This is a genomic window from Bacillus sp. CH140a_4T (assembly GCF_008923725.1).
Classification (GTDB): domain Bacteria; phylum Bacillota; class Bacilli; order Bacillales; family Bacillaceae_G; genus Bacillus_A.
The window spans coordinates 82,296-95,574 of sequence record NZ_WBPF01000016.1 but is presented as its reverse complement, the minus strand read 5'-3'; the positions used below and the strand labels follow the sequence as shown (position 1 = coordinate 95,574).

16 protein-coding genes are annotated in these 13,279 nt (G+C 36.7%); 2 read left to right on the top strand and 14 right to left on the bottom strand.

Going from position 1 to position 13,279, the window contains the following annotated elements:
• Positions 1 to 9: 9 nt before the first annotated feature.
• The 5 genes from F8162_RS15935 to F8162_RS15915 all read right to left on the bottom strand — a co-directional run bounded on the left by F8162_RS15935 (position 10) and on the right by F8162_RS15915 (position 2,814).
• On the bottom strand, positions 10 to 588 hold the full coding sequence (locus tag F8162_RS15935) for a TetR family transcriptional regulator (RefSeq protein WP_151631544.1): 579 nt from the start codon (positions 586 to 588) through the stop codon (positions 10 to 12).
• Positions 589 to 717: 129 nt separating this feature from the next.
• Positions 718 to 1,032 (bottom strand): DMT family transporter, encoded by a 315-nt coding sequence (locus F8162_RS15930; RefSeq protein ID WP_000539674.1) that lies wholly within the window; start codon positions 1,030 to 1,032, stop codon positions 718 to 720.
• Positions 1,033 to 1,034: 2 nt separating this feature from the next.
• The gene (locus F8162_RS15925) at positions 1,035 to 1,379 is read right to left on the bottom strand and encodes a DMT family transporter (protein ID WP_151631545.1); all 345 of its coding nucleotides are present in this window, start codon (positions 1,377 to 1,379) and stop codon (positions 1,035 to 1,037) included.
• A gap of 356 nt (positions 1,380 to 1,735) precedes the next feature.
• Positions 1,736 to 2,191, bottom strand: coding sequence for an N-acetyltransferase (locus tag F8162_RS15920; protein WP_151631546.1), 456 nt, complete (start codon positions 2,189 to 2,191; stop codon positions 1,736 to 1,738).
• 128 nt (positions 2,192 to 2,319) lie between these two features.
• Positions 2,320 to 2,814, bottom strand: coding sequence for an Lrp/AsnC family transcriptional regulator (locus F8162_RS15915; RefSeq protein WP_000446106.1), 495 nt, complete (start codon positions 2,812 to 2,814; stop codon positions 2,320 to 2,322).
• Between the two features lie 203 nt (positions 2,815 to 3,017).
• Between F8162_RS15915 and F8162_RS15910 the strand changes: the two genes are divergently transcribed.
• Positions 3,018 to 3,929 carry a DMT family transporter gene (locus tag F8162_RS15910; RefSeq protein WP_151631547.1) on the top strand — a complete coding sequence of 304 codons (912 nt, stop codon included), beginning with the start codon at positions 3,018 to 3,020 and terminating at the stop codon, positions 3,927 to 3,929.
• 34 nt (positions 3,930 to 3,963) lie between these two features.
• Here the strand turns inward: F8162_RS15910 and F8162_RS15905 are convergent, their stop codons facing one another.
• From F8162_RS15905 to F8162_RS15865, 9 genes are all read right to left on the bottom strand, one after another.
• The gene (locus F8162_RS15905) at positions 3,964 to 4,449 is read right to left on the bottom strand and encodes a PRK06770 family protein (protein ID WP_151631548.1); all 486 of its coding nucleotides are present in this window, start codon (positions 4,447 to 4,449) and stop codon (positions 3,964 to 3,966) included.
• Positions 4,449 to 4,850, bottom strand: coding sequence for a nuclear transport factor 2 family protein (locus tag F8162_RS15900; RefSeq protein ID WP_151631549.1), 402 nt, complete (start codon positions 4,848 to 4,850; stop codon positions 4,449 to 4,451). Before F8162_RS15900 ends, F8162_RS15905 begins: the two co-directional genes overlap by 1 nt.
• Before the next feature lie 155 nt (positions 4,851 to 5,005).
• On the bottom strand, positions 5,006 to 5,410 hold the full coding sequence (locus F8162_RS15895; RefSeq protein ID WP_151631550.1) for a DoxX family protein: 405 nt from the start codon (positions 5,408 to 5,410) through the stop codon (positions 5,006 to 5,008).
• A gap of 160 nt (positions 5,411 to 5,570) precedes the next feature.
• Positions 5,571 to 6,635, bottom strand: a complete 1,065-nt coding sequence (locus F8162_RS15890) for a DUF871 domain-containing protein (RefSeq protein WP_151631551.1) — start codon at positions 6,633 to 6,635, stop codon at positions 5,571 to 5,573.
• A gap of 47 nt (positions 6,636 to 6,682) precedes the next feature.
• The gene (locus tag F8162_RS15885) at positions 6,683 to 8,047 is read right to left on the bottom strand and encodes a PTS transporter subunit EIIC (protein ID WP_151631552.1); all 1,365 of its coding nucleotides are present in this window, start codon (positions 8,045 to 8,047) and stop codon (positions 6,683 to 6,685) included.
• A 35-nt stretch (positions 8,048 to 8,082) separates the two neighbouring features.
• Positions 8,083 to 8,967, bottom strand: coding sequence for an N-acetylmuramic acid 6-phosphate etherase (gene murQ, locus F8162_RS15880; protein ID WP_098275716.1), 885 nt, complete (start codon positions 8,965 to 8,967; stop codon positions 8,083 to 8,085).
• A gap of 155 nt (positions 8,968 to 9,122) precedes the next feature.
• Positions 9,123 to 9,986, bottom strand: coding sequence for a MurR/RpiR family transcriptional regulator (locus tag F8162_RS15875; protein WP_151631553.1), 864 nt, complete (start codon positions 9,984 to 9,986; stop codon positions 9,123 to 9,125).
• A 29-nt stretch (positions 9,987 to 10,015) separates the two neighbouring features.
• Positions 10,016 to 10,330: an outer surface protein gene (locus F8162_RS15870; RefSeq protein WP_151631554.1), complete on the bottom strand. Its 315-nt coding sequence runs from the start codon at positions 10,328 to 10,330 to the stop codon at positions 10,016 to 10,018.
• A gap of 125 nt (positions 10,331 to 10,455) precedes the next feature.
• Positions 10,456 to 11,583 carry a cation:proton antiporter gene (locus F8162_RS15865; protein WP_151631555.1) on the bottom strand — a complete coding sequence of 376 codons (1,128 nt, stop codon included), beginning with the start codon at positions 11,581 to 11,583 and terminating at the stop codon, positions 10,456 to 10,458.
• A 275-nt stretch (positions 11,584 to 11,858) separates the two neighbouring features.
• On the opposite strand from F8162_RS15865, the gene F8162_RS15860 reads away from it, so the two are divergent.
• Positions 11,859 to 13,262, top strand: coding sequence for an amino acid permease (locus F8162_RS15860; RefSeq protein WP_151631556.1), 1,404 nt, complete (start codon positions 11,859 to 11,861; stop codon positions 13,260 to 13,262).
• The last annotated feature ends 17 nt before the right edge of the window (positions 13,263 to 13,279 follow it).

Below are 13,279 nucleotides of genomic sequence, written 5' to 3'. Positions count from 1 at the left end.
TTCATTTTACTACTCCTTTATATGCAGTGCATGTGTTAAAAAGTCTAGTACTTCTACCTTTTGTAGCTCGACTTGCTCTTCATCTTTATGATCATATAAATAAACTTGTTCTGCTGCTGATTCAACAAGAGCGATAAATAACTTCGCTGTTCGCTCTGCGTGAACCGAATCACGAATTTCACCAGCTTCTTTCGCCGCACTTAAAAACTCACTTAGCCACATATAAAGAGGCTCATACACAGCTTCCCATTCTTTTATATGTTCCGTAGATGCAAGACCTGCATACATTAAAGCTTGTATTTCACGATACTCAGCTATGAAGTGAAACACCGCATCTATTACTTGCGTAACTTTACTTGAGAAAGGCGCATCATTTTGCACTTTTTCTTTCACTGCAAGGATCATCTTCTCAACCATCACTTCTGCTATTGCAGGCATAACAGATAACTTAGAAGGAAAATATAAATAGAAAGTTCCTTGTGCAATGCCAGCCAATTTCACGATATCAGAAATCTTCGTTTTTTCAACGCCCTTTTCCTGAAACACTTCAATAGCTGCATAGACAATTTTCTCTTTTTTATTCATCATCTAAACCCTTTCAAACGCGTATTGAATGACTGTCACTCATTTTATAAAATAACTAGCTGTACTGTCAATTATCGTGCACTTTTTATAACAAAAATCTCCTAACAACTTGTTAGGAGATACAATATATCTTTACGAAAGAGCCTTTAATCCTGTCACTCCGCATACAATAAGAGCCACACTAATGATACGCGCTTTACTTTTTGACTCACCAAACAGGAACATGTTTAATAAAACGGCACCTGCTGTTCCAATACCAATCCAAACCGCATACGCGACACTGACTTGTAAGAATAAGAAAGATGTATACAAGAATGCAAAGGATGTAGCAAACCCGCCTATATAAAGCGCACCGTTTGCTAACGTTTTATCTTTACTATACATTTTAAGACCGATCACACCGACTATTTCACTAATTGCAGCACAAAATACGAAAAACCAACCCATCTTTAAGCAGCTCCTTCCACAGTTTCTTCCTTATTATCAGCTAGCTTTAAACCGATAACGCCAGCTACAACCATTACGATAAAGAATAATTTCCCTACACTGAAACTTCCGCCGAAAAGGAATACATCCATTAAGAAAGTACCTACCGTACCAGCTCCAGCGAAAATGGCATATACAGTCCCTGTCGCAAGATGTTCACACGCTTTAGACAGGAAGTAAAAATCAACAGCGATAACTCCTAAAATAATAATCCAATGCCACCAAGTATCGGCCGTATTAAAACCAAACACCCAAAAAATTTCAAAGATACATGTTAATATGACATATAACCAAGCTTTATTTTTCATACCTCTCACCTCTTATGACTGACTATCAGTCATTTTTATTTTAAAAAAATATACTCCTTCATCACTACTATATATAAACAACTATCATCCTCATTTACCATTGTATTTGTTCCGTTTCCAAGCAAACTACATCCTGTCACATTAAAATGACTGAATGTCATTCATAAACATTGTACATGAATATTTTAAAAGCTGTCAATGCCTAAAGTTTATTTTAAATTTATTTCATCCGATTTGTATATTTCCTAATAATCTGTTAATACTGCTAGTAACATAATATTTTCTCCACTCCCCCTTGGAGAGATCCCTTTAATAGAGCAGTTAGCGTTTGCTAGCTGCTCTTTTTTACATTTGTTTCACCCAACATACCGAATCATCGCCACCTCATCACAATAATCAACCTTCGGACAATGCCTACAATCAATCCATACTTTCTCTGGTAACGCCCCTCTCTTCACAAAATCAAACCCGCACTTTTGAAAAAATTCCGTTTCATATGTTAAAGAAATAACTCTACTCACTTTTATTTTCGCTGCCTCATTTATTACATGGTTCACTAACATCCGCCCGATTCCCTTCCCTGCATATGTATGCGAAACGACTAATGACCGGACTTCTGCAAGATCCTCTCCTAACACATGTAAACCAGCAACTCCAACGATTTCTTCCCCTTCTTTCATAACATATAAACATTGTAAATATTGATAGAGAGATAAAAGAGAACGCGGTAAAACCACTCCCTCTTTTGCATAAGCTTCAATGAGACTATAAATTTCTTTCACATCACTCGTAACTGCATTAAAGATTTTCATATTCTATCCCCTTGCCCCCGATATTAATATTTATAAACTTAAATGAATTTTAATACATAATTTTATATAATAATACATCTCTCCTATCTCCTCGTCAATCACTTTATACAAACAAAAAACCAAGCAATCTAATCGATGCTCGGTTCCTCATTTCGTATCGGTAATACGGTCGAATATTTAATTTCACGAAGTGCTAAACTCGTCTGTATCCTTGTAATACCAAGCTTATTCAGCTTTCTAATAAACTGCTCCAGCTCTTTACGATCACGATTTGCAACCTTTAATAAATAATCATACTCTCCTGTTAAACAGTGACATTCTAACACTTCAGGCATCGCTTCTAACTCTTTCTCCAACACTTCAAGCTTATCCGATTGATGAATATTCGTACTCATAAAAATGAAGCATAACAAATCAAAACCAAGCTTTTCTTGATTTAAAATGGCTACTTGTTTATCAATGAACCCTTCTCCATCTAATCTTTTTATTCTCGCATGCATCGCAGCTGGTGATAAATTAACGCGTCGCGCAAGCTCTGCATTACTTACTTGAGACTCCTTCTGCAATATATCTAAAATTTGTACGTCTAAATCATCTAACACTTTAATAACTGACGATTCCATCAAAATCCCCCTTTTTATTACCGATGATTATTCGAAAAAACACTTTATAATCTACATAAAACTGAATATCTTTCCGTAAATAACATTAAAGACAAAATATTTTATCGAATTTTCCCCATTATACAAAAGAATATATTACATAATAAAGAAAAATGCTAAAATTATTTACAATTCACATTGATTACAACAAAGGGGATTTTAATATGCCTTATTTTTATGTTTTTTTACTATTATTAACGAGCTTATTATGGGGAGGAAATTTCGTCGTTGGAAAATCACTCGTTGATCACGCATCTCCGATGACACTTACAAGTTTAAGATGGATGATTGCGATCGTTTGTTTATTACCGATGGTATGGTTTAAAGAAAAGAAAATCATTCCGCCTCGTGCCGCAATACTGCCGTTACTACTAATGGGGATTTCAGGGGTCGCTCTTTTTAACATCTTTCAGTTTTTAGCACTAGAAAAAACATCCGCAACGAATGTAGGGCTTATTTCTACATTAAATGCGATTTCCATTGCACTATTTTCAGTATTATTTCTAAAAGAAAAAGTAAATACACTTCAAATTCTATCCATGATTCTTTCATTCTTCGGGGTTATTCTTGTCCTATTAAAAGGTAACTTTGCACTTTTATTTTCACTACATTTTAATAGCGGCGACTTATGGATGATTGCGGCTGTTTGTATTTGGGGAATGTATTCTGTTTGTAGTAAATGGGCAACAAAAACAACGACACCGCTCATGGCAACATTATACTCTGGTATTTTCGGTGTTATTTTGTTACTGCCATTTAACATCGGGAGCTTCACTGTTACAAATATAAATACTTCTTTCATCACATCCCTTTTATATACAGGACTTATTTCTACCGTTCTATGCATGGTGTTTTGGAATATTGGCGTACAAAAATTAGGAGCTACGACATCCGGGATTTTTCTAAACTTCAACCCGATTTTCACAGCGATTTTAGCATTCCTTTTCCTCGGTGAAGAACTAACGTGGATACAAATTTTCGGGACAATGATCGTTGTCACAGGCTGTTATTTATTTTCTCATTTCAAAACAGTTGCGGTTCAACCAACTAGAGCTTTAATGCGGAAACATTCTTAATGAAAAAACATCGTCATCCGAGTGGCGATGTTTTTTATTTACTCTTCATTTCTTTTATATACTGCTTTTCTTCTTCTGGCGATAAACGTTCTGTTGCCTTTCCAGTATCACCACCTTGAAGGCCCCATAAAAAGTTATGCTCCTCAACAGTTTGAGAAAAATCTCCTTTTTCCCATCTATTTATAATAGAAAGTAACTTCGTTTTATATTGAAAACCTATACTATTTTCAATACCTTTCTTTACGCTATAAATTTCTTTTGTTGTCATTTCTATAAATCCCCATTTCTCAGAGGATTTTACCTTTTGGTGTACCATTTTGTGCATAGTAGAAATAATTTCACCTTCGCTAACTTGTGGAGCTTCTTCTGCAACTTTCTTCTCTTTTTCGTTTGCTACTCGCTGGGTTTGAATATTTTTATTTTCTCTTTCTACATATGCCAGCAATTTCTTTCCGCCAACTATAGACGAGATAATTACCATAATTGTAATACATATACCTACAATCCATTTAAAAAGCATTAACTCTTCATCGCTTCCTTAACAATATAACTGTCTACATACTGCTTAAACTTCACGATTTTTCCATTTTCAAGTTGCCATACGTGAACGAAATCTGCTTCAAATGATTTTCCCGTTTCTTTATAAACTCCTGAATAAACACCTTCAGCAATAATTACATCTTTTCCGTTTACTTCATGGTACATATTTACACTCGCTTTATAATCATCCCATTCTGATCCTAATCGGCTAAATACATTTTCCATTATTGCTTCTACACCTATATAAGTTCCGCCGTACGGGAAACCTTCTGCCTCTGTCCATTCTACTTTTTCAGAGAGTGCTTCTACTAAATGTTTTGCATTTGAAGAAGCTGATCCTTCATACGTGCTTCGAATAATTTCTAAATTTGATTTAGGCATGTTACTTCCTCCCGTTTTATTTATTTTTCACACAAGTTGTAACAAGAATAGTTACAACTTGTGTGAAAAAATATTTAAATTGTTTCATTCTTAATCAATTAGTTGTAATCATTATAGTTACATTTATAATTCAAGTCAACAATTTATAAATAAGTTTACTTCGTTTTCATTACTTTCTCTTTTAAGAAACGATCTACATATCCTTCTGCTTTTACAACGAATAAATACGCACCCATTGCTAGTAATGCAAGATCTAATTCATATCCTGGATTCTTTCCATCTCCTAATAAACCTGCTGCTCCATTTACCTTTACGATAGCTCCAGCTAAAATAAGTGCAAATAACAATCCTACATATTTTACGCCTAAACCGATAATTAATAATACACCACCAACTAATTCTACAGTTGCTACGCCGTATGCAAGACCACCTGGTAAGCCGATGCTTGTAAACCATCCTGCTACGTTATCGATACCTGATTGAAACTTCGCTAAACCGTGCGCAAAGAATGTCACTCCTAACACGATGCGAATAATTAAATTCCCAATATATTGGTTCATTTTGAACTCTCCTTTTTGTTTTGTTATGGTGAACTTTTATTTACAAGTCAAAACAATACGGTATTTCATTTCATTCGTCAAATACTTTTTTTAAGAAAACAAAAAACATTATCCCTTTTACGGATAATGTTTTCTTACAAAATAGCGCTAATTCAAGCTTTTACTCTATCGCACAAAAAAGTTGAAACATTTTTCCAGCACCAACATACGGCAATAAAGACAAGTCCTCTTCTACAACCATGCCAACAACATTCACTTTCTCATTTTTAGACAAATCATGTTTGGCAACTTGCATCTCTCCAGCATATCTACCGTACAATTCATTATCAATTGTAATGCTGCCTTTCTTTCTTACAATGGTATGCATCGGCTGTAACATGACTTTATTTTCTTCTCGTGATTCTACAGAACGAATGACATCACGAGCTGGATCTAGTCTATTTGTATGCACTTGTTCTACCATTTTTAATACTTCACTTTTCTTTATCAATGGTTCATATCGCAGCGGAATAATCCCTCTACTCGCACTCGCTATCTCTTGTACACTTTCTACACTTCCACTTATATCTCCGAATAGCACCTTATCGACACCACAATCTTGTACAAGTTCTAAGTACGCTTCCAGCGGGCGCATATTCCGGTGCTTTTCTAACGTTGGTAAGCCTTCGTATAGCGGACCACGTTTTTCACCATCTCCCGGAATAAATGCCATCGTTTTTATTCCACACTCATGTAAGTATTCGTTTTGTTTTTGCAAGAATGATTTTGCTAGTCCTGTTTCTGGGTGCGGATAAAAATTATGCCACGCTTCTACATTCTCTACCCGTATCTTTTCAGTAATTAACTCTTTCCAAAATGAATCTGTAATCGTACTCGCATTTAAAGCTACTTTCATTTTATGAGATACGCGTGCGATTTCTTTCGGCGTGATGCCATAGTCCATTCGTAAACCAGTAATGCCCCAGTCTACTAACTCTTCGACATTTTCGTACGTCATACCTAAATGGTGTAACGATTTTGGAGAAACATCGACCATTAATTCCATTTCATTTTCGAGAGCTTGCTTCCCGAGTATTTGAATTAACTCTTTATACGTATTTGAATCATCTTCTGGAATGTGAAGTGATGTAAAAATAGATGAAAACCCGTTTTCTTTCGTTATTTTTAGCCACTCTTCTTGCTTCTTTACTCGTTCTTTTGAAAGATAAATTGAAACTCCTATCATATGAATCTCCCTTTCTATAAATAAAAAAGAGAAAGGAATCCCTTTCTCTATATGTTGTCTGCCATTTCTTCTTTGAATCCGAAGAAGTACGTAAAGATAAATCCAAAAGTATATGCCACTACTAACCCAAGGAAATATAATAAATATTTATTATCGGCAATTAACGGGATTAATGATAATCCTGATACGCCAATTCCGAGTGCGGCTGTTTTCATAACTGCTTGGAATGCACCACCAACAGCTGCTCCTAAACAAGCTGTAAGAAACGGTTTCCCCAGTGGTAATGTAACCCCGTATAATAACGGTTCGCCAATTCCTAAAAAACCAACTGGTAATGCACCTTTAATTACGTTACGAAGTCGTTTGTTTTTTGTTTTTACATAGATGGCAATCGCTGCTCCTACTTGCCCAGCACCAGCCATTGCTAATACTGGTAATAAAGGCGTTACGTGCGTTTGATTAATAAACTCCATATGAATTGGTGTTAAACCGTGATGTAATCCGACCATAACGAGAGGTAAAAATGTTCCAGCAAGCACTGCTCCAGCAAACGCTCCGCCAATACTTAAAATCCCATTAATTCCGCTCGTAATTCCTTCAGATAAGAAACCTGCTACCGGCTGAATAGCTAACATCGTTACGATACTTACGACTAACACAGTAATGAGTGGTGTCACGATAATATCAACTGCATTTGGCACTGCTTTTCGAACTTGTCTTTCCACTACAACCATAAGCCACGCTGCAAAAATAACTGCAAACAATCCGCCCCGCCCGGGTACCATTGCTTCACCAAATAATTTCACATTTGCCATCGCTGGATTGAAAATTAAAATACCCGCAATCGCTCCAAGAACTGGTGTCCCGCCAAATTCTTTGGCTGTATTCCAACCGACTAAAATCCCTAAAAATGTAAAGATACCGCCGCCAATAAGTAGTAACATTTGTAGCCATGTTGCATTCGGATCAGCACCTGCGTTTTTCGCGAAGTTAGCAACCCCGTTTATAATTCCTGACGCAACAAGACCAGGTATTAACGGAATAAAAATGTTACCTATTTTTCGTAAAAAGTTCTTCACTGGTGTATTATTTTTCTTCTTCATCTCTGATTTAATCTCTTGACCAATATCTTCAAGATGATGATCTGCAACCTCACCAATTCGCAGTCCCGTTAAACCTTCCATCTCAGCTGCTACTTTATTTACTGTCCCGGGTCCAACAACAACTTGAAGCGTCTCATCTTCAATAACGCCCATAACCCCTTCAACCTTTTTCAAAAGGTCCATGTTCACTTTACTTTCATCATGAAGCGTTAATCGCAGTCTCGTCATACAATGAGCAATGCCGCGAATATTTTTCACTCCCCCAAGTTGCTCCGAAATTTCTTTGGCCATTCTCTCTTCTTTCTTCATAATAGAATCCCCCTCCCTATTCTTATCGTTTCACTTTATAATGCCTTCTTCACAAAGCCTTTCGCTTCTTTTAGTTTTTCTTTTGCTTCCCCATACTCACACTGTAGTAATGCCATAACGATAGCAACTTTCACGTTACGCTTTGCTTTTTCGTAATAATCTGCCGCTACTTCATAACTAACTCCTGTTGCTTCCACAATAATTCGTTTTGATCGTTCTACTAACTTTTCATTCGTAGATTGAACATCTACCATTAAGTTTTTATATACTTTTCCTACACCAATCATTGACGCTGTTGAAATCATATTAAGCACTAATTTTTGCGCTGTACCAGCCTTCAAACGTGTTGAGCCTGTTAATATTTCTGCGCCTGTCTCCACTTCTACATTGAGTTTTGCATACTTACTTATTTCAGCATTTTTATTACAAGAAATACTCGCCGTACTAGCTCCCACACTATGTGCGTATTTCAATCCGCCAATTACGTAAGGAGTTCTACCACTTGCGGCAATACCAATCACTGTATCTTTCTCGTTTAATCCAATACTTTTCAAATCTTCTTCTGCTAACTCTTCGCGATCTTCGGCACCTTCCACCGCCTTAGTAAACGCTTTCAATCCACCTGCTATAAATCCTTGCACCATTTTATCTTCTGTGCCAAATGTCGGCGGGCATTCCACTGCGTCTAAAATACCTAAACGACCACTCGTACCAGCCCCAATATAAATTAATCGTCCCTCTGCTTCAAAAGATTTAATAACAGTCTGTACGACCTTTTCAATTTGTTCTATCTCTTTTTCAACTGCTAACGCAACAGTTCGATCTTCTTCATTCATACTCTGTAACACTTCTTTTATACTCATCTCATCTAGATTCGTCGTTTTCTCATTACGGTGTTCTGTCGATAAATTTTCTAACATATTGCCACCCTCTTTGAAATTATATTTCACACTTTTATTATAACTTTAAGAAATTAAAAATCAACATCAATTTCTTATTTTATGAAATAAAATTTCATAAAATGACATATTTGTGTCAAAGATAATAAAAAAGATGAGTCCCCTCATCTTTTCTTCTACTTTAACTTCCGTAACCGCACTGCTTCTTCTCGCGTCTCCATAAATTGATCCAGCACTTTATTACCAATACGATTAAAAGTAATCACATATAAAGCATCAATCATATTCAGCTGTGTCATTCTCGAAGCAATACTCGCAATACGATGATCTTGCTCTACATCTGGCATACAAAGACGAATATCCGCCTCCTTATATAACGGTGATGATTGATCAAGCTTCGTAATCGCAATAACAGTTGCACCTTGTCTCTTCGCATATTGCGCCATTTCAAGTACATCTTTCGTACGACCAGATGTTGAAATCGCAACAAATATATCGCCCTCTTTTAAATTCGTTACAAGCGGCAACATCATATGAAAATCAGATAGCATCATCGCTGTAAATCCGAGCCTTGTAAATTTATAAGCCCCGTCCATCGCCGGAGTAGCTGATCCGCCTACTCCGTAAAATATAATTTTATCCGCATTTACAATACGATCTGCAGCTTTCTCAAGTTCTTTCTTATCTATCGCCGTAACGCTCGCCTCAATTGCAGCTTTATTCACATACGTAACTTTATTAAACAAGTCATACGGTCCATCTTCCGTATTCATAACTGAAAAATCATTAATATTATAATCAGCAATCGTCAATTCACGAACGAGCGCGATTTTAAATGCTTTAAAGCTCCCAATCCCAATCGACTTACAAAAGCGAACAACACTCGCCTCACTTGCGCCTGCATTCGTTGACACTTCTTTCGTCGTTAAGTTCGGAACAATCTCTGCATTCCCCATTATGTACATGGCAACCTTCTTTTCAGCTGGTGAAAATAGATCCATATTACTTTCAATTTTAAATAGTAATGTTGAAGCTTTCACTATTTAACCTCCACTTCTTGCGGTTGCTTTCACTTATTTTCTCTTGCTTCAAAAAGATAAAAACCATCATCGCCAGGAGGATGGTGAACAATTACAGTTTGATCCCCTTTTTTATATGACGTTATTTCACCTTCAGATTGCTGTTCTTCCCATCCATGTATCCAAATTGCAAAATCAGGTACAAAAGCAGTGTACTTATAGTCTTTCGGGTTTTCGTCTTCTACATAGGAAGAAAAAATAGAAACTGGAAAGTCTTTCACTTTTGATTCTTTCCATGCAGTAAATGGTATACATATTGCAGTAAGTATGATTACACCGATAACCTTCCCCTTCGTAATCTTCACACTTTTTCTCCCCTCGACTTATCATATACGTAGATTTTACCATAATTACAACCTATTCACGCTATATGTATATTGCTTTTTCCAATAAAAAAAGAGCTTACCTACATCAGATAAGCCCTTCCTCTCTATACAAAATACTTCTTCAAAAGCGGTGGTGTAATAATCGTCGTTAATATAACAACAATAACAACCGCTGTGAAATTTTCTTTCGCTAATAAATTCGCCGCAAGTCCATTCGCTGCGATGATAAGTGCCACTTCTCCGCGCGATACCATCCCCGCACCGATACTAATAGAAGATTGAAGGTTAAATCCTGTTAGTCTTGCACCTAAACCTGATCCGATTAACTTTGTAAAAATTGCAATAAGCGTCATAATGATAATGAACCAAATCTGGCTTCCGATACCTTGAAATGTAATTTCCATTCCGATACTTACGAAGAACACTGGTACAAATATCGCATAAGCAATTGGCTCAATTTTATGTTCTACCTCGTGCTTATACTCTGTTTGCGAAATGGCAATTCCTGCTGCAAATGCTCCAATAATACCTGCAATCCCCATCATTTCACTGTAATACGAAAAAGAGAAACAAATAATAAGAGCTGCACTAATTAATGCTTCTGTTACGCGAAGTGGTACGAGCATTTTCATAATCCATGGAACAACTTTCCAAGAAATGAAAACGATACTTACAAAAAAGATAATTTTCTTTGCAATGACAAGCGTTACATTTACATCTTGTGTACCTAAAAAGCTCATCACAAATGCTAATAAAATAACAACAATTACATCATCAAATACAGCTGCACCTAAAATCGTCGTACTTTCTCTCGTATTCATTTTCCCTAAATCTCTTAATGTTTGAACAGAAATACTAACCGAAGTAGCACAAAGTAATAACCCTAAAAAGATCGCATGTGACTGTAACATTCCAAACGCAAGTCCCGCTAAATATCCACCAAGGAATGGGAAAATAATTCCTCCCATCGCTACTGCGAATGCAGATTTCAAATTCCGATTTAACTCTTCTAAATCTGTTTCAAGCCCTGCCATAAACATAAGTAGTAAAACACCAATCTCACTTAGTTCATCGATCAATTCAGAACTATTAATAATACCGAGTACAGCCGGACCGATAATAATACCAACAATTAATTTACCAAGTACAGAAGGCTGGCCAAGCCTAACGCTAATATCACCAGCTAATTTCGTACAAAGTAAAATGACAACTAGTTCAAAATAAAATAACATAGCATCTGCTCCTACTTTACTTTAATCAGTGGGGTTTCTCCATCCAAAGTAGATTATTAACCCTCGTCCATTCCTGCCAGTAGTTTCCCCTATTCATTCGCATTTTATTTGTCACATTTTTATTTTACAAAATATTCTGAATTATATTAAGATTAATCCAGCAATTTTAAAAACCATATACCATAACTGTACCTCCATTTACTTACATACTCTTTTCTATTGGGCTCCTACTATATTCGCAGTTATGGAAATGAAAAAACGGGGGAGAGTCCAAAGTGAAGTCATTATTACGAAAAAAAGCGCTTAGTACTGAATCACCACGGCAGTTAGATAGAACATTAACTGCACTTGATTTAACGTTTTTAGGAATTGGCGCCGTAATTGGGACAGGGATTTTTGTATTAACAGGTATTGTCGCAGCGAAACATTCTGGTCCTGGTATTATGTTATCATTCCTTATTGCTGCATTTACTTGTGCTTGTGTAGCCTTTTGCTATGCCGAATTTGCTTCTTCTATTCCTGTCTCAGGAAGTGTGTATACTTACGCATACATGACAGTCGGAGAAGTCGTCGCCTTCATCGTCGGCTGGTGTTTAATGCTCGAATATTTACTTGCAGTCGCGGCAGTAGCTGTCGGTTGGTCTGGTTATTTACAATCTTTACTACAAGGATTTAACATCCATCTGCCCGCCATAATCGCCTCGGCACCTGGCGTAGGAAAAGGTGGTCTTATCGATTTACCAGCTGTTTGTATTTTACTACTCATTACTGGTCTATTAAGTTTCGGTATACGCGAAAGCGCACGCATTAATAATATTATGGTTCTTATCAAATTAGCTGTTATTATCGCCTTTATCCTAGCAGGCGCGAAATATGTAAAACCTGAAAATTGGACGCCGTTCATTCCATTCGGATACGACGGTATTATTACTGGGGCTGCCACTGTATTCTTCGCCTTTTTAGGCTTTGATGCAATTGCAACCGCGGCGGAAGAAACGAAAAAGCCACAGCGTGATTTGCCAATTGGTATTATCGGTTCCCTTCTTATTTGTACTGTCTTATATATGATTGTATCTTTCGTTTTAACAGGAATGGTTCCGTATACACAATTAGACGTTTCTGATCCAGTTGCATTTGCCTTACATTTCGTTGGCGAAGATACAATTGCTGGACTACTCGCTGTTGGAGCGATGACTGGAATGACAACCGTTCTCCTAGTCGTTATGTATGGACAAGTTCGCGTTTCTTATGCGATGAGCCGCGACGGTCTACTTCCAAAAGCGCTATCACGTGTAAATAAAAGAGTAAAAATCCCTTTATTAAACACATGGATCACTGGTGTTGTTGCCGCTTTATTAGCAGGACTTTTAGATCTACACGTATTAGCTAATTTAGTGAACATCGGTACGTTAACAGCCTTTACATTCGTTTGCTGCGCGGTACTTATTTTACGAAAAACACACCCTGACTTAAAACGCGGATTCCGGACACCTTTCGTACCTGTATTACCAGTTGTCGCAATTCTTTGCTGTTTATATTTGATGGTTAATTTATCTAAAACGACGTGGATTAGCTTTATAGCTTGGCTTATAGTCGGCTTATGCTTCTATTTCTTCTACTCTAGAAAACATAGTCATTTAGCTACTGAAAAAACAAATGATGGACAGAAAAAAGCATAACAAAATAGCTCGCCGGT

Coding starts and splice junctions, on each gene's coding strand:
- F8162_RS15935 (WP_151631544.1), bottom strand. CDS start 588: ATGATGAATAAAAAAGAGAAAATTGTCTATGCAGCTATTGAAGTGTTT.
- F8162_RS15930 (WP_000539674.1), bottom strand. CDS start 1,032: ATGGGTTGGTTTTTCGTATTTTGTGCTGCAATTAGTGAAATAGTCGGT.
- F8162_RS15925 (WP_151631545.1), bottom strand. CDS start 1,379: ATGAAAAATAAAGCTTGGTTATATGTCATATTAACATGTATCTTTGAA.
- F8162_RS15920 (WP_151631546.1), bottom strand. CDS start 2,191: ATGAAAATCTTTAATGCAGTTACGAGTGATGTGAAAGAAATTTATAGT.
- F8162_RS15915 (WP_000446106.1), bottom strand. CDS start 2,814: ATGGAATCGTCAGTTATTAAAGTGTTAGATGATTTAGACGTACAAATT.
- F8162_RS15910 (WP_151631547.1), top strand. CDS start 3,018: ATGCCTTATTTTTATGTTTTTTTACTATTATTAACGAGCTTATTATGG.
- F8162_RS15905 (WP_151631548.1), bottom strand. CDS start 4,449: ATGCTTTTTAAATGGATTGTAGGTATATGTATTACAATTATGGTAATT.
- F8162_RS15900 (WP_151631549.1), bottom strand. CDS start 4,850: ATGCCTAAATCAAATTTAGAAATTATTCGAAGCACGTATGAAGGATCA.
- F8162_RS15895 (WP_151631550.1), bottom strand. CDS start 5,410: ATGAACCAATATATTGGGAATTTAATTATTCGCATCGTGTTAGGAGTG.
- F8162_RS15890 (WP_151631551.1), bottom strand. CDS start 6,635: ATGATAGGAGTTTCAATTTATCTTTCAAAAGAACGAGTAAAGAAGCAA.
- F8162_RS15885 (WP_151631552.1), bottom strand. CDS start 8,047: ATGAAGAAAGAAGAGAGAATGGCCAAAGAAATTTCGGAGCAACTTGGG.
- murQ (WP_098275716.1), bottom strand. CDS start 8,967: ATGTTAGAAAATTTATCGACAGAACACCGTAATGAGAAAACGACGAAT.
- F8162_RS15865 (WP_151631555.1), bottom strand. CDS start 11,583: ATGTTATTTTATTTTGAACTAGTTGTCATTTTACTTTGTACGAAATTA.